Source organism: Streptomyces sp. NPDC050211 (assembly GCF_040656035.1).
Taxonomy (GTDB): domain Bacteria; phylum Actinomycetota; class Actinomycetes; order Streptomycetales; family Streptomycetaceae; genus Streptomyces.
In genome coordinates this window covers 1-23,172 of sequence record NZ_JBFALC010000102.1, presented here as the reverse complement: position 1 = coordinate 23,172, position 23,172 = coordinate 1, and the positions used below count along the sequence as shown (strand labels likewise).

Annotated in this window: 20 protein-coding genes and 3 pseudogenes; 13 read left to right on the top strand and 10 right to left on the bottom strand. The window is 69.5% G+C overall.

From position 1 onward, the window contains the following. The first annotated feature begins 115 nt into the window (after positions 1-115). From AB0I98_RS46595 to AB0I98_RS46585, 3 genes are all read left to right on the top strand, one after another. Positions 116-247: a hypothetical protein gene (locus AB0I98_RS46595; protein ID WP_362952161.1), complete on the top strand. Its 132-nt coding sequence runs from the start codon at positions 116-118 to the stop codon at positions 245-247. Positions 248-609: 362 nt separating this feature from the next. Then, positions 610-1,056, top strand: a complete 447-nt coding sequence (locus tag AB0I98_RS46590; RefSeq protein ID WP_362952160.1) for a peptidoglycan-binding domain-containing protein — start codon at positions 610-612, stop codon at positions 1,054-1,056. A 539-nt stretch (positions 1,057-1,595) separates the two neighbouring features. Continuing rightward, a complete protein-coding gene (locus AB0I98_RS46585; protein WP_362952159.1) occupies positions 1,596-2,852 on the top strand; it encodes a beta-ketoacyl-[acyl-carrier-protein] synthase family protein in 1,257 nt (418 codons plus the stop codon). A 485-nt stretch (positions 2,853-3,337) separates the two neighbouring features. On the opposite strand, the pseudogene AB0I98_RS46580 reads toward AB0I98_RS46585, so the two are convergent. Continuing rightward, positions 3,338-4,114 (bottom strand): annotated as a pseudogene (locus AB0I98_RS46580) (Tn3 family transposase); the annotation flags it as partial. Then, positions 4,112-4,531, bottom strand: a pseudogene (locus tag AB0I98_RS46575) (transposase); the annotation flags it as partial. The pseudogenes AB0I98_RS46575 and AB0I98_RS46580, both read right to left, overlap by 3 nt. A gap of 203 nt (positions 4,532-4,734) precedes the next feature. Here AB0I98_RS46575 and AB0I98_RS46570 point away from each other — a divergent pair. Beyond that, entirely contained in the window at positions 4,735-5,337 is a 603-nt protein-coding gene (locus tag AB0I98_RS46570) for a hypothetical protein (protein WP_362952158.1), read from the top strand. Then, positions 5,334-6,086, top strand: a complete 753-nt coding sequence (locus tag AB0I98_RS46565; protein ID WP_362952157.1) for a hypothetical protein — start codon at positions 5,334-5,336, stop codon at positions 6,084-6,086. Before AB0I98_RS46570 ends, AB0I98_RS46565 begins: the two co-directional genes overlap by 4 nt. Before the next feature lie 252 nt (positions 6,087-6,338). Here AB0I98_RS46565 and AB0I98_RS46560 read toward each other — a convergent pair whose 3' ends face one another. The 5 genes from AB0I98_RS46560 to AB0I98_RS46540 all read right to left on the bottom strand — a co-directional run bounded on the left by AB0I98_RS46560 (position 6,339) and on the right by AB0I98_RS46540 (position 11,160). Then, the gene (locus AB0I98_RS46560; protein ID WP_362952156.1) at positions 6,339-7,589 is read right to left on the bottom strand and encodes an oxygenase MpaB family protein; all 1,251 of its coding nucleotides are present in this window, start codon (positions 7,587-7,589) and stop codon (positions 6,339-6,341) included. A gap of 96 nt (positions 7,590-7,685) precedes the next feature. Next, positions 7,686-8,747: a polyprenyl synthetase family protein gene (locus tag AB0I98_RS46555; protein ID WP_362952155.1), complete on the bottom strand. Its 1,062-nt coding sequence runs from the start codon at positions 8,745-8,747 to the stop codon at positions 7,686-7,688. A 22-nt stretch (positions 8,748-8,769) separates the two neighbouring features. Continuing rightward, complete coding sequence (locus AB0I98_RS46550) at positions 8,770-9,123, bottom strand: polyprenyl synthetase (protein ID WP_362952154.1); 354 nt, start codon at positions 9,121-9,123, stop codon at positions 8,770-8,772. A 648-nt stretch (positions 9,124-9,771) separates the two neighbouring features. Then, positions 9,772-10,185 (bottom strand): hypothetical protein, encoded by a 414-nt coding sequence (locus AB0I98_RS46545; RefSeq protein WP_362952153.1) that lies wholly within the window; start codon positions 10,183-10,185, stop codon positions 9,772-9,774. Between the two features lie 108 nt (positions 10,186-10,293). Then, positions 10,294-11,160 carry a GNAT family N-acetyltransferase gene (locus AB0I98_RS46540; RefSeq protein ID WP_362952152.1) on the bottom strand — a complete coding sequence of 289 codons (867 nt, stop codon included), beginning with the start codon at positions 11,158-11,160 and terminating at the stop codon, positions 10,294-10,296. A gap of 230 nt (positions 11,161-11,390) precedes the next feature. Here AB0I98_RS46540 and AB0I98_RS46535 point away from each other — a divergent pair. Further along, positions 11,391-11,552 (top strand): annotated as a pseudogene (locus tag AB0I98_RS46535) (IS5/IS1182 family transposase); the annotation flags it as partial. Positions 11,553-12,209: 657 nt separating this feature from the next. Next, positions 12,210-12,998, top strand: a complete 789-nt coding sequence (locus AB0I98_RS46530) for a helix-turn-helix domain-containing protein (RefSeq protein WP_362952151.1) — start codon at positions 12,210-12,212, stop codon at positions 12,996-12,998. Positions 12,999-13,505: 507 nt separating this feature from the next. On the opposite strand, the gene AB0I98_RS46525 is transcribed toward AB0I98_RS46530, so the two are convergent. Next, positions 13,506-14,429, bottom strand: coding sequence for a DUF3152 domain-containing protein (locus tag AB0I98_RS46525; RefSeq protein ID WP_362952150.1), 924 nt, complete (start codon positions 14,427-14,429; stop codon positions 13,506-13,508). Between the two features lie 161 nt (positions 14,430-14,590). On the opposite strand from AB0I98_RS46525, the gene AB0I98_RS46520 reads away from it, so the two are divergent. The 5 genes from AB0I98_RS46520 to AB0I98_RS46500 all read left to right on the top strand — a co-directional run bounded on the left by AB0I98_RS46520 (position 14,591) and on the right by AB0I98_RS46500 (position 20,438). After that, a complete protein-coding gene (locus AB0I98_RS46520; protein ID WP_362952149.1) occupies positions 14,591-15,289 on the top strand; it encodes a response regulator transcription factor in 699 nt (232 codons plus the stop codon). Next, entirely contained in the window at positions 15,286-16,767 is a 1,482-nt protein-coding gene (locus AB0I98_RS46515) for a HAMP domain-containing sensor histidine kinase (protein WP_362952148.1), read from the top strand. Before AB0I98_RS46520 ends, AB0I98_RS46515 begins: the two co-directional genes overlap by 4 nt. Further along, positions 16,764-17,255, top strand: coding sequence for a hypothetical protein (locus tag AB0I98_RS46510; protein ID WP_362952147.1), 492 nt, complete (start codon positions 16,764-16,766; stop codon positions 17,253-17,255). Before AB0I98_RS46515 ends, AB0I98_RS46510 begins: the two co-directional genes overlap by 4 nt. A gap of 197 nt (positions 17,256-17,452) precedes the next feature. Continuing rightward, positions 17,453-19,504: a phosphocholine-specific phospholipase C gene (locus AB0I98_RS46505; protein ID WP_362952146.1), complete on the top strand. Its 2,052-nt coding sequence runs from the start codon at positions 17,453-17,455 to the stop codon at positions 19,502-19,504. Positions 19,505-19,592: 88 nt separating this feature from the next. Next, positions 19,593-20,438 (top strand): phospholipid scramblase-related protein, encoded by an 846-nt coding sequence (locus AB0I98_RS46500; RefSeq protein ID WP_362952145.1) that lies wholly within the window; start codon positions 19,593-19,595, stop codon positions 20,436-20,438. A 15-nt stretch (positions 20,439-20,453) separates the two neighbouring features. Here AB0I98_RS46500 and AB0I98_RS46495 read toward each other — a convergent pair whose 3' ends face one another. Next, a complete protein-coding gene (locus tag AB0I98_RS46495) occupies positions 20,454-21,404 on the bottom strand; it encodes a hypothetical protein (protein ID WP_362952144.1) in 951 nt (316 codons plus the stop codon). Beyond that, positions 21,401-22,201 (bottom strand): phosphatase PAP2 family protein, encoded by an 801-nt coding sequence (locus AB0I98_RS46490; RefSeq protein WP_362952143.1) that lies wholly within the window; start codon positions 22,199-22,201, stop codon positions 21,401-21,403. Before AB0I98_RS46490 ends, AB0I98_RS46495 begins: the two co-directional genes overlap by 4 nt. A gap of 218 nt (positions 22,202-22,419) precedes the next feature. On the opposite strand from AB0I98_RS46490, the gene AB0I98_RS46485 reads away from it, so the two are divergent. After that, positions 22,420-23,037 carry a TetR/AcrR family transcriptional regulator C-terminal ligand-binding domain-containing protein gene (locus tag AB0I98_RS46485; protein WP_362952142.1) on the top strand — a complete coding sequence of 206 codons (618 nt, stop codon included), beginning with the start codon at positions 22,420-22,422 and terminating at the stop codon, positions 23,035-23,037. The last annotated feature ends 135 nt before the right edge of the window (positions 23,038-23,172 follow it).

Genomic DNA, 23,172 nt, shown 5'->3' with positions numbered 1-23,172 from the left:
AACAGGACCCTCAGCAAGTCCTATCGTTGCAGGTCAAGGGCACTTTCCGTGTTTCTGATCAGCGCTTGGACAGCCCACCTCGTGAAAGCGCGAGGCTAGCCAGCAGGGGGGCACGGTGCCCAGTACGAAGAAGATCGGCAACGCCAGCGTCCAGCGGTACGAGCAGATCGTGGAGAAGCTGCGCGATGACGTCGCAAAGTTGTCGAACCCACAACCCCAGCACCCAACTCTCCGCACTCCGCGGTGACCCGCGCCTTCGCTGGGAGCCAAGGATCTGACGGACCCGTAGGGCGACTTCTCGTGGTCCCAGCGGTAGCGGCAGTCGAGCTCAACAAGGTCGCGGCTGTAAACCAGAGGCGGTCTGGTCCGCCGCCTTGCCCGTACTCCGGTGTTCGCGGCGGCCGTTCCCTTGTGGGTCAAACGACCGGCACACTCAGCGGCCGAGCCGGGCTACTGTGCCCGCCGTACGGGGCTGACAGCGGAACGCAGGTGTGGGCGGGTGTGTCGGTGCACTCGGCTTCGAATCTTCCACCGAAGATCCGTAAGTTCATGTACACGACAAATGCACGCCACGCTCGCCCCTGTCAGTTACCTACGAACTGGAGAACCGTGAACAGAAACCGTTTCAAGGTCGGCGCCATCAGTGCCATCACCGGCGTGATCTCGACGCTGCTGGTTGGTTTGACCGCGAGCCCTGCCTCTGCCGCCACCACCCCCGAGTGCAACTGGGGCAGGATCACGACCCTAGACACCCCCAGCGGGCGGTATCTCTACCTGCCTGCGCACACCAGCGGCCTCTACACCTGCTGGATGGCCTACGGAACCCGAGGCGACGAAGTCAGAGCGCTTCAGGCGGCGATCAACTTCTGCTACAACCACATCCCTAATCTTGTGCCCGATGGCATCTACGGGGACGCCACCAAGGCGGCGGTACGCGCTGTTCAGACGCAGCACCGAATCCACGTAGACGGCGAGTACGGCCCCGACACCTACTCCGCCATGAATTTTCCGTTGTATCGGATCGTCGACAATCGGTTCTCCGGCGCCTGCGTCTAGGGGCTGTGCGGAATTCGTCAGCGTTGGGTGACCCAGGCCATAACGTCGGTGTCGATCTGGCCTGGGTCACCCGATGTGGTCTTGGACTCCTCGCTGGTGGAGGGGTTGGCTAGGGCGACTTCTTCCGACCCCACCGAGGCGATTCCAGCAGGCCCCGAAATGTGAAGCCCGCTCCGAGGCGACCTGCATCGGCCCCGCCCGTGACCGGCTCGGAGGGCCAAGTAGGACTGTTTTCAAACCGTCTTCGCTGGCGGCGATCTTCACAGATTGGGGCCGATTCGAGGCGCCTCGGTGGTCCCAAAACGCGTCGCCATAGCCAGCCCCCGCTGGCGCAAGGCGGGCGGTGACGGTTTTACCGCCCGGGAGCCATCGAACAACTGGAGCTGGAGGCCACGTTGCACACTCTGGCTACCCTGCTGGGCCCGCACCTCTACGACGCGGAAGTCGACTGCGACCCAATTCCACCTGACAGCCACCATTTTGCGACGTTCAGGTAGCTTTACCCTTTTGGTCAAACAGATAACTGAATGAGGAGGATCGTGGTAGAGAAAGCTTCCGCCGGAGCATCGGATGTCGTGGTCACCGGACTCGGAGCGGTCACGCCCCTGGGCGCCAACGTCACCTCCAGCTGGCAGGGCATGCTGGAAGGCCGGTCAGGAGCCCGGGTTTTGAACGAACCGTGGGCCCATGAGATGCCGGTGCGGATCGCCGCACCCGCGGCCGTGAACCCCGCGGCAGCCCTCCCGCCCGCTCAGGCGCGCCGGATGGACCGCGTCACGCAGCTGGCGCCGATGGCCGTACACGAAGCCTGGGCGGACGCCGGCCTCGATACCGCTACGGAGCTGGACACCGAGCGGCTCTCGGTCGCGGTCTCCTCCACCATCGGCCTACAGACCATGCTCGCTGCGCATCAGACGCTCCAGACCAAGGGCTGGAAGCACATGTCGCCCTACGCGGTGCCCTCCCTGCTGCCCAACAGCTCGGCGGCGCAGATAGCCATCCAGTACGGCGCCCAAGGCAGTGCCCATGCGCCGGTGAGCGCCTGTGCCTCGGGGGCCGAGGCCATCGGGCTGGCGGCGGACATGATTCGCTTGGGCCGGGCCGACGTCGTGATCGCCGGCGGCGCCGAGGCGCCGATCCACCCGTTCGGCCTGGGCGGGTTCGCCGCCATGCGTGCCCTTTCCCGACGTAACGACGACCCGCAGGGTGCCTCCCGCCCTTTCGCCAAGAGCCGGGACGGTTTCCTGCTCGGCGAGGGCGCGGGCATCGTGATCCTTGAGTCGCAGGCCCATGCCCGCGCCCGCGGTGCCCGGGTCTACGGCCGGATCCTCGGTATCGGAATGTCTGTCGACGGGCACCGCATCGCCCAGCCGCAGCCCGAGGGACTCGGTGCGGCCAAAGCCATCACCCGGGCGCTCGCCGACGCCGGCCTGTCGGTCACCGACATCGCCCATGTCAACGCCCACGCCACCTCCACACCGGCCGGAGACCTCGCCGAAGCCCGCGCCCTACATCGTGTGTGCGGCGCCCACACCGACCAGATCGCCGTCTCGGCTCCCAAGTCCATGATCGGACACCTGCAGAGCGGCTCCGGCCCCGTCGAGGCGATCACCACCCTGCTGGCCCTCTACCACCGCGTCGTGCCCCCGACCCTCAACGCAGAAGAGACCGACGACGCAATCGGCTTGGACATAGTGACCGGATCACCGCGCCAACTTCCTCAAGGACCACTGGCGGCCCTGAGCAACTCTTTCGGCTTCGGCGGCCATAACGCCACCTTGGTCCTCGCTTCCTGAACCGCCTCGCCCGCGGGTGATAGATCTGCCCATGACCAGCAGGTTCACTCCACTCCCACGCTGCCGCTGATGGTCAGGTCGCCCGGCAATCTCACCCACGGGAAGCCGACTGGCCCGCCCCGCCGCCTACACCCCCACCCTGAACCGCACCGGCGACGGCTGGGACCTGCGGCTCTCCCGGTAACGTTGTCGCTGCCGCTCACGCACATTGCCCGGAGCGCTTCAGCGTTCCCGGGCGATGTCGTCTCTGGGGGCCGGACCAGCGCCTATCAACTTCTGTCAGCAACACCGGTTCCCTGATCCGTTCCTACCCGGACCCCCTACTCGGTGGCGCCGCTCAGCAGCGTCTGAAGGTCCTCGTCCGTCATTCCCAAGGCCACCAGGAGTGCGCGGATCTCGCTGACGTGTCCCTGGAGCAGGTCGCACATCTCGATCAGTGCGGGCGTCGAAGGGCAGGACTCGGCCCCATGCAACTGCCTCCTCGCGGCGAGCAGGTGCAGGGTCTTGGCGATGCGCCCGTACTCGGCGAACGCCTGCACGAGCGGTGTGGGGTGGCCCTCGCGGCCGAACATCCGCAGCAGGTCGTAGGCGCGTACCTGGTTGGTGACCAGGGAGCCGGCCACCCGCAGCATGTCCGGCCAGGCGGTGAGCACCTGCTTCACGTTGACCTTGTTGCGGGCCAGCGCCTCTAGCGGCCCGTACCCGCCCGCCGTCTCGGCGCCGGGCATCTGGGCCTTCCAGAACCGCTGGTCTTCGAGGTCTTTGAAGCGCGGGGAGAAGCGGTAGCCGAGCATCTTGAAGATGCCGAACACCATGTCGGAGTAGGAGGCGTTGTCGGTGGCGACCATCTCCGGCTTCACCCCGCCATCCAGATTGAGCAGGGCGTCCAGGATGAACAGGGAGTCGCGCGGGGTGCCGGGCACCACCATCTGCCCGATGCCGATCACCTGGTCGTTAATGGCGTTCAGCCAGGTGATGCCCTTCTTCTTCGCGAAGTACTTGGGGCTCGGGCCGTCGTTGATGGTGCGGACGGGGACGACGAAGCGCAGGCCGTCGACGGAGGCGAGCAGGCCCTTGCCCCAGAACTGCACGATCGGCACCCGGGCCTGGGCCTCGATCAGCGCGGCGTTCGTCGCGGCGATGGTGTCGCCGCGCAGGTAGTACTGGTCGACGTGGACCAGCTGGGCGCGGGTGAGCGCCTCGTAGTTCGGGTTGATGACCGGGGTCATGCCGATGTTGCACGCCTCGCTCACGAGCAGGGCGACGAACGAGTACGGCCAGCCGGGCACGAACTGGTCCGAGGCCCGGCCGCCACGGCCGTAGACGTGACAGAAGAGACGGTCCGGGCTGGTTGGCGCGTCGGGACGGAGCCAGTGGCTCATGTCGACCGCGAGGACCAGGCGTCCGTCGGCGGCCTGCGGCATGGGCAGTCCGGCCAGTACCTGCCGCAGCCTGGGCAGGTCAATGTTCCCGCTGTTCAGCGCGTCGTACATGGCGCCGTGCCCGCGCCGGTGCTCGGCCACCAGTGTCAGGTCTACCGGCGCCATCACCGGACCGTCCGCGCACAGCAACGCATCGGTCAGTTCGAACAGCTCGTCTCCGCGCGAGGTCAGGCAGTCGAACACGTCGTCGCGGAAGCGTGACGCTTCCTCTCGATCAGCTTCCGGCAGCAGACTCATCCTCACGGCCTTCGTCGTGGTCACGTGCACCCTGGTCAGAGCACATGATCAGGCGAAGGCCCTCTCAGTGTTAGGCGAATGCCCAGGTGGGCGTCCAGTTCGAGGCCTATTTCGACACTGGAGCGTAAGGAACAAGCTGAACACATGCGGTGCCAGGGCAGTGCTTGATGTGATCAGGGCATGGGACCGGTGACGTCCTCGGGGTGCCGGACAAGGGCGGCCCTGACGGCAACGACGGAACCGTCCGCACGACCACCCAGTGCGTCGACACTCTGATCGACCTCGACTGGCTGACCACCCAGCTGTCGCGCCACTACAGGATTCGCAAGGCCCTCATCCAGTGCCCGCTGCTGTGGGAGATGCGCAAGTACAACCTCGGCGATCCTGTCGCCGACGACGCGGTCGTGATGTGGTACACGGCCGGTATCTGGGCCTTGCGCGACGACTGCAGCACAGGTCTGGCCCAGATCCAGGCGCGTACCGCCATCGAGGGCAGGAACTACGCCATCAACCAGGGCATCATCTCCGGGACCGTCCTGGACCCGGGGAAGGGCGCCGACATCTGGGCCGTCTGGCAGAAGCTGCACGCGGACGACATCTACAACGTCCAGACCATTCCCGGCGTGCTGCTCTGGGGCGCCGGCACCATCGGCCTGCCCCGCCCCGGGCTGAACATCAGCGAGGACGACAGCAGGCGCATCATGGGCCGCTACAACGGAGAGCCTCCCGCGTCGGACAACTACGGGCAGGCGATGCTCGGGCTGTACCGGGTCTTCGAGAAGTACAACGCGCCGCTGCGCGCATGACCGGGCCCTTCCCGTCCACCACCCAGATCCGCTCGACGAAAGGGCACCACATCATGTCCAACCATGGTGGATCGCTGTCCCGGCGGTCCGTGGTGAGCGCCGGCGCCGGCCTCGTGGCCGCGGCAGGCCTCGGCTTCTCGGCCACCCCCGAGGCCCTGGCCGCGCATGCTCCCACGCCATCGTCGGCAGACGCCTCCGCGAAAGCGGCAAGACGCCGGCTCGACGCCCGCCTGAGAACCGGAGAGAACAGTGCCAACGGCTGGCCCGTCGAGAAGGGCGCCGACATCGGTGGCTCCATCTGGACCCAGGCCGTCGCCGGCAGTACCGTCCGCGTCGCGCTGCGCCTCGGAGACGTATCGACGATCCTCATTCATGTCATACGCCGCTACCACTACGAGATCGACACTCTCGTCCAGGACGAGGTCATCGGCTATCGCACCCCAGGACGGGCGCTCAAGGGCCCCACGACCAATCACGCCTCCGGCACCGCCCTGGCGATCCGTCCCGGCGCCTACCCGCCCGGGGCGACAGGTGGCATGTTCCCTCAACAGCGCGCCATCATCGCCGACATACTCACAGAGTGCGACGGCGTGGTGCGGTGGGGCGGAACCTTCCGCCAGCCGTATGAGGCCCATTTCCAGATAAACCTCGGACCCACCGACCCACGCCTTGCGAAGCTCGCCGAGCGGATCCGCCTCCAGGGTCAAACTCCTGGACACGGGGCGGGAGTTCTGGCACTGGGCCGTTAATACTGAGCGCGTGATCGCGGCGACCGTTCCCCCCCCAGGCTGCCCGGTTGCTCGGCCAGCTCTACTTCTGTCTGCGCAACCGAACACGCTTCGACGAACACACCGCCTTCCCCGCCCAACGACGCTGGTCCTCGCGTACCTGTGCTGCCAGCCCGTGTTCCCGGACCCCGCGGTACCGGCGCCGGATGGCCACCCGGCTTGCCGGCGCCGACGATGTTGCGGCATTGGCGCATCGTCCCCAGAGGCAGCTGCTCAGCCGACCGAGGTCGGGGGCGGCGGTGTCCAACGCTGGTTGCGGGCGGCGTGGGAGCGGACGCCGTACTCGGATTTCAGCTCCTCTGGGATGGCGTACTGCATGACGCGGCCGCGGGTGAGCGCGCCGAGTTCGAAGCGGGTCAGCAGGTGCCCGGCCTTGTCCAGCGCCCACTCGGCCAGCGGGCTGCTGTCCTCGACGGTCTCCAGCAGTCCGAGCAGCACAGGCACGGCCTGGGCCACGGTGTCGAAGGGGCTGCGCGGGATCTCGAGCCACTCGGCGATGGTGGGGCCGACGAGGTAGCGGATGGTGGCCGGGACGATCGGGTCGAGGAGCGTGCCCGGCACTACGTCCTCGTACATGCGCATCAGCTGGGCGTTGAGCCGTACGCCGGCGTCGCTGGGGCCGAGGTTGCGGAGCGCATACAGGTCACCGTAGGCGCGGGCCTCGGTGAGGTCACGGGGGGCCGCCTCCGTGTTGCAGCCGAGCATGGCCCCGATGACACGCCAGGCGTAGTGGTACGCCTCGGCGCCTTCTTGGCTCATGTGCACGCCCATCCGGTCCATGGCGTCCAGGACCAGCAGGGAGAAGGCGATCTGCCCGCCGAGCATGTCCTCCTGGCACAGCGGCACTCCGTCCCGCTCTTCGTCCCAGCGGTCCGAGGCACGCAGGTGGTGGCGGACGGCGGCGTGCAGGAGCCGCACCTTCTGCGCTGCCGGGAGGAACTTGCTACCCGCCTCGAAGGCGTTGGGCTGCATCAGATACGTCACGAACTGCCCGGTCTCCGCCATGCGGCGCGAGGGGTAGTCCATGGAGTGTGTGGACGCCAGGAGCCTGGCGACCCGCGGGATCGCGTAGGTGGCGGGCATGGACATGAAGGACAGGCCGGTGTTGATGTGGGCGGCGTTGTCGATGAAGAACACGCGGGCGCGCTCCATGACATCCCAGTCCACCCAGTCCGGTGGCATCCGCGTGGCTTCCAGGTAGTCGGCCGCTGAGGACGGCATGCCCGGCGGCAACTTCTGGTCCGCCGTGGTGAAGAACCGCATCAGCGTGTTCACGTCGCCGACGTCGCCGGCCGCGAACATCGCCGCGACCGTCTCGTCGGCGAGCGGATCACCTTGGGAACGCAGAGCGTCGAGGGCGGCGTGGGTGTACCGGGGGGAGGGGGCGGCGGAGTCGGCTGCGGGGGCAGAGGGCTGGGATCGAATGCCGGGAGCCTCGGTGGGCTGTGTGTTCGGCGGGGTCATGCTGATGGGTTGGTCCTTTCTCATGCGTGCGTCACTCGCGCTCACGGCTACGGCGCGACGCGGGAGGGCAGGGCAGGGCAGACAGGGCACGCCTCATCACAGCGCGCGGTCGGTCGCTGTGCCCGCGAGGTCGTCGAGGGCGCCGCGCGCCGTCGGCGGCATCGGTGCCAGGTCGAGAGCGGCGCGTGCGGCCGCGATGCGGTCCGTGATCATGGCTTCGATCTCCTGCCGGGCCCCGCAGCGCTCCATGACCTCGCGCAGCCGCTCGCCGCCGGCCTCGTCCAGGTCAGGATCGCCGACGAGTTTGTCGAGCAGCCGCTTGTCGGGGCCCAAGGCCCGGGCTGTGGCGATGGCCAGCAGCGCGGTGGGTTTGGCGCCGCGCACGTCGTCCAGGACGGACTTGCCGGTGAGCGCCGGGTCCCCGAAGGTGCCCAGCACGTCGTCGCGGAGTTGGAACGCCTCGCCGAGAGCCAGCCCGTACGCGGTGAACGCACGCAGCACATCCTCGCGCGCCCCGCCGAGTGTGGCGCCCAGGTGCAGGGGCCGCTCCACGGTGTACTTCGCGGTCTTGTAACGCGCCACCTCCAGTGACTCGGCGACGCAGCGAGCCGTGCTGCCCGTGCGCAGCACCTCGAGGAACTCCCCGGCCACGGTCTCGCGCAGCAACTCCGACCAGAGCGGCACCGTCCTCGCCAGATAGGCGCCGGGCAGGCCGCAGGTTGTGAAGACATGGCCTGCGTATCCCATCAGCAGGTCGCCCAGGAGCATGGCGAGTGCCGCCGGCCGGCCGTGCGGTGAGCCCGGGCCCTGGCTGGAGGCATCCCAGTCCGCCGGGGCCCGCGACGGGGCCGGAGCGCCGCTGGAGGCAAAGGCGACGTGGGCGGTGGGCCGGCCGTGCCGGGTCCTGCTGTTGTCGATGATGTCGTCGTGAGTGACGGCCGCGGCATGCACCAGTTCCATGGCCGCGGCGGCCTGGAGCACGTCCTCGCAGTCCGGCTGCCCGGCGGCCCGCCAGCCCCAGTACAAGAACGTGGCGCGTAGGCGCTTGCCGCACCCCACAGCGCTGCGTAGCTGGCTCACCAGCGGCGCCAGCTCGCCGCTGAGCCCCAGCAGCCGTGCCTCCTCGTCGGCGATGAGACGCTCCAGGTACGCGTCCACGCGCTCCTTGACGCGGCTGCCGTCAGACACTGTTCTCGCTGGTGCGGTCGCTGTGAGGGGTGGCGGTGTCGCGCGTGCTCGCCCGCTGTGCCAAGTCCTCCAGGTAGTTGTCGGGGGACCGCTGGGCGATCCGCTGGGTGGCGAGTCGGCCGCGGGCGCACAGGTCACGCATGCCTTCCTCGACGAGGCTGCCCAGATCTGCCCGGCCCAGCACCTGCTGTGCCCGGCCGGTGCCGTGGCGCAGCTGATCCAGGGCGAGGTCGGCCAGGCCGGCCACGAGATATGTGGCCGCTTGCAGGAGTGCGCCGGGGTCCCGTTCTTGGGACGACCGGCTGCTGCGGTCGGTGGACTGGTCCTCGTGGTGCTGCTGTGGCATCACGAGCCTCCCTTCTCGGATGCGTGGCTCTGCGGAGTCCGCGAAGATGTGGCCAGGGGCCGCCATAACCGGACACCGGCATTGCCTGTGAAGCACCACACTGCGAGACAAAGGGGAGGAAGCGTAAGTCCGGTAGATCGTACGAGATCACCAAACCCCTCGTCCGAGTGAGAATTCGTGGCGTTCCCGCCCGAAGGGCGCTGAACTGGTCGAGAGGTGAGGCGAGTTCACGATCGGTGGTCAAGCGGCTCAGCCTTTACAGCCATACCTGCGCGTGAGGTAGGACAGCCCTTAGGGGCGCACGCATCACATACGCGCTTCGAATTCGCCTGTGTGCGCCCACAGTTCACATCTGCGCGCCGGGACTCCGGGGTCACGTATTCATGTGAAAAAGCAGCCTCAATAGCCGCGACATAACAGCGGCTAACACCATGAGGTGGATTGGCGCTGATTGCTGTGTCCGGAGCGGGAGTTGAGCGTTCGGTCGTGTAGCGCCTCCCATCCGCGTTCACCTGCCCGGACCATCAGGACTATTCGCACCGCGGAGCCGCTGTGGCGGACCGAGCGCTGGGCGCCGGGCGCCCACCCGCTCTTCGAGTCCGGCGACTACGGGCGCACGGTGAACTTGCCGTCACCACGCTTGTGCAGTCAGCCGCGATCGGCCAGCTTGGTCAACTTCCCGCGCAGCGGCTCCAGCTTGCCCCGCTCCCCGGTGTCCAGACCCAACGCCTCACCGACGGCCCGGGTGGCGACCGGCCCGCCGGCCGGCCGCACGGCGGCCAGGATGCGCTGGTAGTCCGTCGGCAGCGCGGACTCGGCCACCCCTGACGCCCCGTCCGGGACCAGCCGCACTGCCCGACCCGCCACCTGTACCACCGGCGACCCGGCCGTTGCCCGCTCGTCAGCGAGCTGCTCGCTCATCCGCTGCCACACCCGCACCGCCACGGCCAGCTCGTCCCGCTCGGCCCGCACCTCGGACAGTTGCTTGAGCAGCTGCTCTTCGAGTTCATCCAGCTCCGCGCGGCGCGCGGTGATCCGCTCATGCACCTCGGGGTCCACCATGCGCCGGAGCGTACGAGCGCAACCCGCGACGGCGGATGAGAAACCGGAAACCCGCACCTGCCAGACGATCTACGCCCCAGACTGCCGCCTTACCGAGCAGCCCCGGCGTCAGGCCGTCCGGATCCGGTCCCGCACCTCCGGCCGCACCTCGAACCCGGCCGCCTTGTACGTGGCGACGCCGCCGACGTTGGAACTCGGCGTGCATACACGTACGCTCGACGAGCCCATCTCCCGCAGCGCGGCCGCCCCGGCCACGGTGATCGCCCGACCGTAGCCGCGACCGCGGTGGTCCTCGTGGACGCCCATCGGCTCGACCAGCCCCGGCTTCCCCGGGCCGGCCGACCACACCGTCACCACCGCCGCCACGCTGCCCTGGTCGTCATAGGCGCCCAGGCAGCGGGCGTCGGCGTAGAACGGTCCCGCCGACATCGCGTGCCAGTACTCGCGCGTAGGCCGCGAGGTGTTGAACGCCGACCGCAGGACGTCGGCGAAGTCCTGCGCCTGCTCCGGGCCGATCGACTTGATCCGCACGCCGGGGTCCTCCACCGGCTCGGTGAGGTCGCGGAAGAGCGGCGTCCACGGCTCGTCGACGCCCCAGCCCTCCTTGCTCAGCAGGTCGTGGAGCAGCAGGCCCAGCGGCGCCTCGATGGACACCGCTCCTTCCGGCAGCACGCCGCGCTCAGGCAGCGAGAAGTCCTCGACAAGCCGCCGCGCCAAGTCCTCATCCTGGAAAGCGTCCGGAGCGACCGTCATCCGCACCAGCGTCGGCGAGTCGAGCAACCCGACCGCGAGAATCCGCCCGTCCCGACTCCAGGTCCGGACCACCGCGGCCGTCTCGGCCGTTCCGAACCGGTAGTTCCACCCGATGTCCCCGGAATGCAACTGCATCGGCGCTTCGTCGTACTGCCACTCCCGCAGCGCGGCCATGGCCTCGCATACCCCGTCGACAGTCGGCGTACCCAGCACAATCGTCATAGCCGGGATCAGACACTCCATCCCGAAGGTCTGCAACCGATTACAGAAGTTCACCGCGCGATGTCGCTGGACAACGGCTCCTTGAGCTCTCCGCTGAAGAAGAGCCAGTGAGCCTTTGCCAACCTGGCTGGCGGTGGCGTGAGTTGGTGCGGGGGCCGAGTGTGGGAAGAGCTGAAGCTCCTGGTAGATGGGTTGTCGACCAAGAGCAACCTGTCCGCCTGGAGCTTCATGTGCCTGTCTACCCATCGGGGCTGGCTCTGCCCAGCTCGCCCCTTCGGTTCCTGTCCCGCCTGCTGGCTGCCCGGCGACGTGAGCTCGGTACCCGATGGCGTCGGCTCCCGGCACGGTGCGGACACACCTATGCCCAGCTCGCGGCCGGTTTCGGCGTCGGCGGTCACCCGCTGTCGCTACGAGCACGGTGGTCCCCGTCCCCGTCCCCGTCCCCGTCCCTGTCCGGCACTGTCTCCGACGCCCTGCCGTCCGCCCTGGTCGGCGGTGGCATTCCCGGCAGCGGAACGCTGTATGCCGCCTCGATGCCGTTGCCGAGGGCGGCGGACGGTCGGACGCCAACTCCTGTCCGACAGAACCAAGATCCGTGACGGCGCGGTCGCCCGCCGGCCCATCTACGTGGCAGGGGCTGCGGAGTGACGCTGCTCGGTGGATCACTCCTGCGGGGGAGCGCCTGGCCGGTTCCCTCGCGCTGGGTGCGCCCCGTGCCTACGTCGCCTCCAGCCAGAACGCCTTGCCCTTCGAGGTGTTCTCGGACAGGTCGATCGGCAGTCCGTCGGTGCGCAGACGCTCGCCCGTGAACCGCCGCAGGGCGGTGACTCATGCTCGTTCTCCTCGGGATGCGGGACTGTCCGGTCGCCGTTGACCGCTGATCGGCCCGTCACAACTGACCTGAGTTGCCTGCCAGAAGGGCCAAACAGGCAGGGTGCGCGGCATTTTGCGCAGCGTGAGTCGTCCGTTACGACCGCGAAACCGACGTGAAGCGCAGCGGTACGACACCGTTCCTAACCTCGCTGCGTCGTGAGGCGGTGAGGTGCGGCATGGATGACAGAGCGAACGAGGCCGTGGGCGGATCCGTGGGGCCGGGCGTGTTCGCCGAGATGGTGGCCGCGACGCCGGTGCCGTTGTGGGTCATCGGCGCCGATGGGGCCGTCGCGTTCGCCAACCCCGCGGCGCTCGCGCTGCTCGGCTACCGCTCGGCCGCGGAGGTGATCGACGAGTCGAGCCATGACACGTTGCACCGCCGCCGCCCCGGCGGATCCGACTACCCACCCCACGCCTGCCCGATCCTCGACCGTGCCGGCTCGCACGAGGCCGGTGAGCCGGAGTGGTTCCTCACCCGCGGCGGCCGGGCCTTGCCGGTCACCTGGACCACGCGCGCGTTGGGATCCTCGGGCCGGCGCCTCCTCTCGTTCGCCGAGGCCTCCGATCGGCTCGTCGCGAACCGACGCGGGCCCGCCGAGCAGGGCCGGGCGCTGCGCCACGCCGTGGACATCGCCGGCGTACCGTCGCGTCGATCGGTGCGGGAGGCCATGCTCAGGCGTGTGCGCGAGGAGTTCCACGACCCTGACTTCACCGTTGCCGTGCTGGGGCGCGAGTTCCACTTGTCCGTGCGCTCGTTGCAGGCGCTCTTCGCCGAGGCCGGCATCTCCCCGGCCGCCGAAATCCGGGGCGTCCGCCTCGAGTTCGCCGCGGGTCTCCTCGCGGGCGGTTCGACGATTCGTCACGCCGCCCTGGCCAGCGGCTTCACCGACCCCGGCACCTTCGCCCGTGCGTTCCGGCGGCAGTACGGAGAATCACCCGGCAACCAGGCTCGCCGCGCCGGCTGACGGCCCGGGGCCGGCCCGTCGCCGCGTACTGGGCGTACTCCTCGCTCGACGTCGGCGTGCAGTCACGAGTCGAGGCCCTCGGGGAACGACGCCTACGGGTGGCCTGTCAGGGAACGGCACAACGACTCCGCCGCGCAGTCACGGTAGAAGCCGCTCCACTGCGCCGAGATCTCCTGCGTGCCCCGGGCGAAGACCGCGACGCGGTTCCCCTGGACGTAGGTAACGCCTCCCAGGTGCTCCCCGAGATGCTTGAACGCGGCGCCGGCACGCTGCTGTTCACCACCGGCGGGTCCTCGATGGAGGTACTCGCCGGGCCGCCGGAGTACGGCAACCTCGCCGTCGCCTCGGCCGCCCTGCGGGCCTTCGTGCCGACACCATCGCCGAGCTCTACTGGGACGTCTACACCAAGCGCGAGGGCATCGAGCACACCTACGACATCCGGTGACAGAACGCGGTGCGGGAGTCAAGGGCGTCGACGACCGTGGACGCCCTCGCCCCGCCAGCCGGTCAGGGCACGGCCGGTCCGGTGATGAGGCGGCCCTTCGCGTCGTACGGCCAGACGTTGGGTGTGCAGCCGAGCATGCCCTTGATCTGCTGCATCATCGCCGGGGCAGGCTTTCCGGCGCCCGGGCAGGTGACATGACCGTGGCCGAGGAAGTGGCCGACCTCGTGGTTGATGATCAGTGCCCGGTAGGCGTCCACGTCGTCGGCGTACACCGGGGTCGCCAGCAGCCACCGCTTGAGGTTGGCCACGACGTCCTTGCCGACGCTGCAGTTGACCTCGCCGCCGGTGTCCAGGCCGTAGCGGCCGCAGATCTTGTCGACCGTGCTCGGCGTGGCGAGCCGTATGACGAAGTCGGGCGTGCCACTGGAGATGCGGCGGAACGCGGACTCGCCGTCGGCGGTCCAGCCGCGCGGGTCGGCGAGTATGCCCTCCACCTGCCGGGCGACCTCGGCGGGCGACTGGGTGAGGCCGTCCTCGACGACGACCTCGTAGCGCAGCACCCGGCTGCCCTTGCCCACCGTGTCGCTCTCGCCGGCGGCGGTGGTGAATGTGCCGGGGCCCGAAGGCGGGATGGCGGCCGAGGAGGAGGCGTCCGGGGACGGGTCGCCCATGCCGCTGGGCTTGCTGTCGGTCCGCTCGTCGTCCTCCGCGCTGCTCGGCTTCGTGGACCGGTCCGGTGCCGGCGGGGGAGAAGGCGGCCGGGTGGGGGCGACGGGTGCGTCGCGGGAGTCGGTCGCGGAGGTCTCCGGCGGTGTCCGGTGCATGGCCAGAGCGGTGACCGAGGCCAGTACGGCGATCGCGGCGAGGCCGCCCAGCAGGGGCCCTTTTCCTTTCCAGCCGCGCCCGTCGGAGTGTGCGGGGCCGTTGCGGCGACGGCGCCGGGACCGTGGGGTCGAAGGCGTCGCACGATGCGTGGTCCTGGTCATGGCCGTCAAGGCTGTGTACGCGATGTGATGAGACGTGGCCCGAATGGTAACGAAGCCATAACGGTCGATCTTCGGCCGGGCTATGTGATCGTCCCGTAACAGTTCCCGGCCGGACCTCGTACCCGCCCTCAACCCCCTTGATCCGTACGGATACTGGGCGCATGCCACGTGTCCTGCTCATCGAAGACGACCGCGCCGTACGGGAGGGCGTCGTGCTCGCGCTGCGCCGTCAGCAGCACGACGTCAGCGGCGCCGCCACCGGAGAGGACGGGCTGGCCCGGCTGCGGTCCTTCCGGCCGGATGTCGTCGTGCTCGATCTGATGCTGCCCGGGCTGAGCGGTCTGGAGGTGTGCCGCCGGATCCGCGCCGAGGACCAGGTGCCGATCATCATGGCGACCGCCCGCGGCGACGACACGGACATCGTGGTCGGGCTCGAAGCCGGAGCGGACGACTACGTCGTGAAACCGGTGCAGGCACGCGTCCTGGACGCCCGTATCCGCGCCGTCCTGCGCCGGGTCGGCGGCACACCCGCCGACGGCGGCATACCGAAGATAGAGACCCACGGCGCCCACGGTGAACTGGCCATCGACCGGGCCGGGTTGACCGTCACACGGCAGGGGGAGCCGGTCGTCCTCGCTCCCTCCGAACTACGGCTCCTGCTGACGCTGTCGGCCTCGCCCGGCCAGGTGTTCTCCCGGCAGCAGCTGCTGGAGGCGGTCTGGGAGCACAGTTACCACGGCGACTCACGGCTGGTGGACGCCTGCGTCAAGCGGCTGCGCACCAAGATGGGCGAGCCGGCGGGGCAGCCGCGCTACATCGAGACCGTGCGCGGCTTCGGCTACCGGTTCCGGTCCCGGTGAAATCACCGCTGCGCGGACTGCGCGGCCGGCTGCTCGTGGCCTTCGTGCTGGTCGCCGCCGTGGCCACCCTGACCACGGGCGCCCTGACCTTCCGTGAGGCCCGCGTCGGAGTGCTCCAGCAGGGCCAGGACACCGTGATCAAGCGCCTCCGCCATCACGTCAACGGCGTTGCGCCGGGCATCGGTTACCCACCCGTCCAGGGCGACCTGGAGTGGGCCGCCGCAGAGGTGGCCCGGGCCGAGCCGGCACAGAACTGGCGTGTTCTGGTGACGTATCGGGAACTGCGCGCCACCTCCACGCCCGAGGACAGCTTCACCGAACTGACCCCCGCCATGCGCGCTGCCGTGGCCGCCCGCCGGGCCGCCGTCTTCCAGCGGGTGTCGACGGACGGCCGTTCCTCGCTCGTCGTCGGCATGCCCATCACCCTGGAGACATCCGGCGAGTCCCCGGCGTCCGGGGTCGTCGTCTTCGTCACGGTGCCGCAGACCGTCGAACAGGGCTACGTCGATGCCCTGGTCGCCGCCATCGGACGCGCCGTCGTGCCGGCGCTCGGCCTGGCCGTCCTCCTCGCCCTCCTGGCCGCCCGCGGTGTGCTGCGCCCGGTGCGGGAACTGCGCCGCGCCACCCGCAGGATCGCTAAGGGCCATCTGGACACCCGGCTCGCCGTCAACGGCTCCGACGAACTCGCCGATCTCTCACACACCTTCAACGAGACCGCCGCGGCGTTGGAGGAGTCCGTGTCGGAGCTGCGCCGTATGGAGGCCCGCGCCCGCCGCTTCGTCGCGGACGTGTCACACGAGCTGCGCACCCCGCTGGCCGCGATGTCGGCCGTCACCGACATCCTCGACGAGGACGCGGGCGGGCTCGACCCGGACACCGCCACCGCGGTACGGCTCATCAGCGAGGAGACCGTGAAGCTCGCCCGCCTGGTGGACGACCTCATGGAGATCTCCCGCTTCGACGCGGGCGCGGCGGATCTGCGGTTGGACGACATCGATCTCGCCGAGTCCCTACGGCGCACCCTCGCCGCCCGCGCCTGGCTGGACCTGGTGGATGCCCGGCTCCCCGAGGCCGGCGAACTGCGCGGCCGGATCGACCCGCGCCGCCTCGACGTGGTGGTCGCCAACCTGGTGGGCAATGCGCTCCGGCACGGAGCCCGGCCCGTCCAACTGCGCCTGCACGCAAGGGAGATGACGGAGGCCGGTGCACCGGGGTGGGCCGTCATCGAGGTGCTGGACAGTGGGCCGGGCATTCCCGCCGACGTTCTGCCCCACGTCTTCGACCGCTTCTACAAGTCGGACACGGCCCGGACCCGAACGGAGGGCAGCGGCCTCGGCCTCTCGATCACCGCCGAGAACGTCCACCTGCACGGCGGCACGATCCGGGCGGCGAACCGGGCGGAGGGCGGCGCCGTGTTCACGGTCGAGATCCCCCAGCAGCAGCCCCTGCAACTGTCCTTGAAGGAAGGGGAGTCATGAGCCCCGCCCCCCGGTCGCTCCGGCCCGCGCTGCTCTGCACGACCGCCCTTCTCCTCGCCTCCTGCGGCATCCCCGAGACCGGCGTGGTGGAGACCGGAGAGCCCGCCACCGGCATCCGGCCGGCTCTGGTCTCCTACTTCGTCAGCGAAGGCATCCTGGTTCCCGTCCGGCGCCTGGGCTTCCCCTCGGCCGACGTCGAGACAGCCGTGGCGACGGTGTTCCAAGGGCCGGACGTCAGGGAACGCCGTAGGGGCATCACCACCCAGCTTCCGCCGCTGACGGGCGCACTTTCGGTCCGCACGGACAGCGGCGGCGGCGAGGTCACGGTCGAACTGCCCCGGGGCACCGGGCCGTTGACCGAAACGGCCGTTGCCCAGCTGACCTGCACAGTCGCCTACGCCCGATTCGACAGCGCCCCGACGACCGTGACCGTGACGGTCCCCGGCGCCTGGCAGACCGAAGGCTCCAGCGACTCCTGTCCCTCCTGATCAGCAGGGCACCTGGCCATACCCCAGGCTCCAGCATCCGTCGGTCGCCGCTCCCGCACCTCTCGTACCGACGACTTTCACATGAGGGCCATCAGACCCTTCCCTGACGTTTGGTGCTCTTGGAACACTCCTTCCGCGCGCGTTCCGTCATCTTGATCCGACGGGTCGAACACCCCCAAGGGAGAGGTCCCTCACCCATGCCCGAAGTCAACCGGCGCCGATTCCTCCAAGTGGCGGGCGCCACCACGGCCTTCGCCGCCCTGTCGAGCAGCATCGAGCGCGCCGCCGCGCTCCCCGCGAACCACCGCACGGGGTCGATCGAGGATGTCGAGCACATCGTCGTCCTGATGCAGGAGAACCGTTCTTTCGACCACTACTACGGTGCGCTCAGAGGCGTCCGGGGCTTCGGTGACCCGCGGCCCGTGACCCAGCAGAACGGCAAGTCCATCTGGTACCAGTCGGACGGCACCAAGGACCTGCTGCCCTTCCACCCGGACGCCGACGACCTCGGCATGCAGTTCCTGGAGGGCCTGCCGCACTCCTGGCCCGACGGCCAGGCCGCGTACAACGAGGGCGAGTACGACAAGTGGGTGCCCGCGAAGGGCTCCACCACCATGGCGTACCTGACCCGCGACGACATCCCGTTCCACTACGCGCTCGCCGACAAGTTCACCATCTGCGACGCCTTCCACTGCTCGTTCATCGGCTCGACCGACCCCAACCGCTACTACATGTGGACGGGTTACACCGGCAACGACGGCACGGGCGGCGGGCCGGTCCTCGGCAACGACGAGCTGGGCTACGGCTGGACCACGTACCCCGAGCGCCTGGAAGAGGCCGGGATCTCCTGGAAGATCTACCAGGACATCGGCGACGGCCTGGACGCGGCCGGTTCCTGGGGCTGGATTCAGGACGCCTACCGCGGCAACTACGGCGACAACTCCCTGCTGTACTTCAACAAGTACCGCAACGCCAAGCCCGGCGACCCCTGGTACGACAAGGCCCGCACCGGCACCGACGTGAAGAACGGCGACGGCTACTTCGACCAGCTGAAGGCCGACGTCAAGGCCGGCAAGCTGCCGCAGATCTCCTGGATCACCGCCCCCGAGGCCTTCTCCGAGCACTCCAACTGGCCCTCGAACTACGGCGCCTGGTACATCGCCCAGGTCCTGGACGCGCTCACCTCCAACCCCGCGGTCTGGGCGAAGACGGCGCTGTTCATCACGTACGACGAGAACGACGGCTTCTTCGACCACGTCGTACCGCCGCTCCCGCCCAAGTCCGCCGCGCAGGGCAAGTCGACGGTGGACGTGGAGCCGGACCTCTACAAGGGTGACGCCAACCGGGTGGCCGGCCCCTACGGCCTGGGTCCGCGTGTGCCGATGCTGGTCGTCTCGCCCTGGAGCAAGGGCGGCTACGTCTGCTCCGAGACCCTCGACCACACCTCGATCCTGCAGTTCATGGAGCGCCGGTTCGGGGTGCGCGAGCCCAACATCTCGCCGTGGCGCCGGGCCGTCTGCGGCGACCTCACCTCCGCGTTCGACTTCTCCCGCAAGGACCCGCGCCCCGTCGGCCTGCCGGACACCGACGGCTACGAGCCGCCGGACCGCGAGCGCCACCCCGACTACAAGCCCACCCCGCCCGCCGACTCGCGCCTGCCCAAGCAGGAGCGCGGTCTGCGCCGGTCCCGGCCGCTCAAGTACGCCCCGTACGTGGACGGTTCGGCCGACACCGCGGCCGGGAAGTTCACGCTCACCTTCGCCACGGGCGCCAAGGCGGGCGGCGCCTTCCACGTCACCTCCGGCAACCGCACCGACGGCCCGTGGATGTACACCACGGAGGCGGGCAAGTCGATCGCGGACACCTGGAACTCGGCGTACTCCAGAGGCTCGTACGAACTGACGGTGCACGGCCCGAACGGTTTCGTGCGCGCCTTCAAGGGCGCGAACAAGACCGCCGGACCCGAGGTCACCGCCCGGCACAGGGGCGACGACCTCGAGCTGACCTTCACCAACAAGGGCTCCGCGACGGTGGAGCTGAAGGTCGCCGACGGCTACAGCGGCCGGACGAAGCGGTTCGTGGTGCGGCGCGGTGCCACCGTGCGGCACAGCTTCGACCTCGGGGCGAGCGGGCAGTGGTACGACCTGACGGTCACGTCCGCCGCCGACTCCGCGTTCCTGCGGCGCTTCGCCGGACGGGTCGAGACCGGGCGTCCCGGGGTGAGCGACCCGGCCGTCATCACGGAATGACCGTCACTGCAATGGGGCGGTAAAGCCTGATGCGTACGGGATGGCCGGGGCTGGTCAGGTGCTGGTGTGCTCGGGGTAGTGTGCCCCGGTGACCACGCATTCGAACACACCTGCAGGCTGGTACGCCGATCCGCACGGAGCGCCCCGGACCCTCCGCTACTGGGACGGGGCGCAGTGGACCGAGCACACCGCGCCGGACCAGCAGGCGCAGCACGCCGGGCCGGTGCCGCAGCAGCCGGCCGTTCCGGTGCAGCAGCAGCCGGCCGGTCCGGATCCGCGGGTCCAGCGTCAGGTGCAGCAGCAGGCCGGAGTCGCCGGGGGCGGCTCCGGCGGCGGCACCCTGTTCACCGAGCCGGTCCTGGTGGTGAACCAGAAGGCCAAGCTGATCGAGCTGACCAACGAGTACAAGGTCATGGACCAGCACGGCAACCAGATCGGCTCGGTCGTCCAGGTCGGGCAGAGCGCGCTGAAGAAGGCGCTGCGCTTCGTCGCCAGCCTGGATCAGTACATGACGCACAAGCTGGAGATCCGGGACGCCTACGGGCAGCCCGTGCTGCTGCTGACCCGGCCGCGCAAGTTCATCAAGTCCCGCGTGATCGTGACCCGTCCGGACGGACAGCCGGTCGGTGAGATCGTCCAGCAGAACGTCTTCGGGAAGATCAACTTCGCGATGATCGTGAACGGCCAGCAGGCCGGCGCCATCAAGGCGGAGAACTGGCGGGCCTGGAACTTCGCGATCGTGGACCACGCCGACAACGAGGTCGCCCGGATCACCAAGACCTGGGAAGGCCTCGCCAAGACGATGTTCACGACCGCGGACAACTACGTCCTCCAGGTCCACTACCAGCTGCCCGAGCCCCTGCTGAGCCTCGTGGTCGCGACGGCGCTGACCGTCGACACGGCACTCAAGCAGGACAAGCGCGGCCTGGGCTGACGTACCCGCACGTGCTCACAGCGGTGTCAGGTGCCCCGGTTCAGGTTGCCGGGGCACCGACGCCGGGACTGCCGACACCAACACCGGTTCCAGTGACGCCGATTCGGGCTCCAGGGCCAGTACGGCGGCCACCGGGTGGTTCTCGGGAGTGACCCGGGTCAGCAGCACCACGCCCCAGGACGCCAGCACAGCTCCCGCCAGGGCGACGAGCACACCGAGCGCGCCGCCCCGCAGCCCCTCGCCCAGCAGCGACAGCCCGATCACCGCGGCGGCCACCGGGTTGGCCAGCGTCACCACGGCGAGCGGGGCACCCAGGCCGCCCCGGTAGGCGAACTGCGACAGCAGCAACCCGCCGACGGCGAAGACCGCGACCAGCAGCGCCACCCCGATCACCTGCCAACTGAGCAGCGGGCCCGTACCGTCCGTGGCGGCGACCGTCACGGTCTGGGTGAGCGCGGACCCGACCCCGGAGGCGAAGCCGGACGCGGCGGCGTGCCGCAGCCCCGACCGGTCGCCCGGCCGCCCCAGCAGGCCGATCAGCGTCGCGCTGACCCCCGCGACCGCCAGCGCCTCCGGCATGCTCAGCACCTGGCCGGGCTCGGACCCGGATGCCGCCACGACGAGGATCGCGGCGAGCCCGACGAGCGTGAACACCGTGCCCCGCCATTCCACCGCGCTGACCCGCCGCCCGGCCATCCGCGCCCCCATCGGAACCGCGGCGACCAACGTGAGCGCACCCAGCGGCTGTACGACGGTCAGCGGGCCGTACCGCAGCGCCACGACGTGCATGACCGCGCCGGCCGCGTTGAGCGCGACCGAGGACCACCAGGCGCCGGTGCCGAGCAGCCGCAGCAGGCTCGCCCCCTTCGTACGGGAGGCCAGCCGTTCCTGGGCGACGGCGGCGGACGCGTAGGCGACGGCGGAGAACAGGGACAGGACGATGGCGACCAGCGTGCCGCCGCTCATCGTCCGGCCCCCACGAGGACGTGCTCGTCGGCAGGCGCGAGCGCCGCCTGCTGACCGCGGCCGGCGGTAGTCCGTGTTCGGTGCGGCAGATGAATCATGGCCAGGGCGAGTCCGAGCATGGCCGCCGCCACGATCGCGTCGAGCCAGTAGTGGTTGGCCGTGCCCACGATCACCAGCAGCGTCAGCATCGGATGCAGCAGCCACAGCCAGCGCCAGCGCGAGCGGGTCGCCACGATCAGGCCGATCGCCACCATCAGTGCCCACCCGAAGTGCAGCGACGGCATCGCCGCGAACTGGTTCGACAGGGTGTCCGTCTGCGGTGAGCCGTAGACCGACGGCCCGTACACGTGCGCGGTGTCCATCAGGCCGGTCGCGGCCAGCATGCGCGGCGGGGCCAGCGGGAAGGCCAGGTGCACCACCAGCGCGGCGGCGGTGACCGCGGCGAGGATCCGGCGGGCCCAGACGTAGTGCGCGGGGCGCCGCAGATACAGCCAGATCAGGAAGGCCGCGGTGGCCGGGAAGTGGATGGTGGCGTAGTAGGTGTTCGCGAGGTGCACCAGCGTGCCGTCGTGCAGCAGCAGGGACTGCACCGCACCTTCGCCGGGGAGATGCACCGCTCGTTCCAGGTCCCACACGTGGTGCGCGTTGCGGAAGGCTTCGCCGGTGTGGCCCGTCGCCAGCATGCGGCCGAGCTTGTAGACGAGGAAGAGCCCTGCGACAAGCAGGAGCTCACGGACGAGCGGCGGCCGCGCTATCGCGTCGGACTCCGCTTCGGCAGGCTCGGTGCGGGCATTCATCCCCCGGCCCTTTCTCGCTGACGTGGTGCTGTGGGTGGAGCGGGTGGCTCACCGATACGGCCATGTACCGATACGCGTCGGTGCCGATACTAGGCCGTTTCGATACGCCACTGTACCGATACGACGGAGTACCGGTACAGTGGCGTATCGATAGACGTACGCCACACTGGAGTGCAGGCCCCTCGGGGCGCCGCCGCAGACGAGCGAGGAGAGAGTCCATGACGTCGCAGGCCGCGGACGGACCGGAGACGGTCGCCGCCTCGCGCCGCTCCAAACTCACGCCCGAGCGTGAGCAGGAGTTCTTCGACGCCGTGCTCGAACAGATCCGCAGCTGCGGATACGACGCCGTGACCATGGACGGCGTCGCCGCCAGCACCCGGTGCAGCAAGTCCACGCTCTACCGGCAGTGGAAGACCAAGCCCCAGTTCGTGGCGGCGGCGCTGCGCTCGAATCGCGAGGTCCGCTTCGCCGGCATCGACACCGGATCACTCGCCGAGGACCTGCGCGAGGTCGCGCGCGCCGCGGCCGAGTGGTCGACGAAGGACGCCACCACGCTCATGCAGGCGCTCGGGCACGCCGTCATGCAGGACAAGGAGCTTCAGCAGGCGCTGCGTGAGGCGCTCGTCGAGCCGGAGGTCGCCGCGCTGGAGGAGATCCTCCGGCGCGGGGTCGAGCGGGGCGAGGTCGCGGCCGACCATCCCGCGCTGCCGTATGTCGCGGCGCAGATGTTCGGCGTCCAGCGCGTACGACCGGTACTCGAGGGGGAATCCGCCGACCCCGAGTATCTGTTGAGATTCGTGGAGGCCGCCGTGCTGCCGTCACTCGGCCTGACCTGAGACCCAGGCCGCCGTCCATGGGATGACTGGACGGTGACCTGTCCGCGCCGCACCGTGGGGACGGGGGCGGCGCGCACCCCCCGGGCCGGGGGGGTGGCCGTTGTTGGGGGGGGGGCCCACCCCGCCGGCACAAGT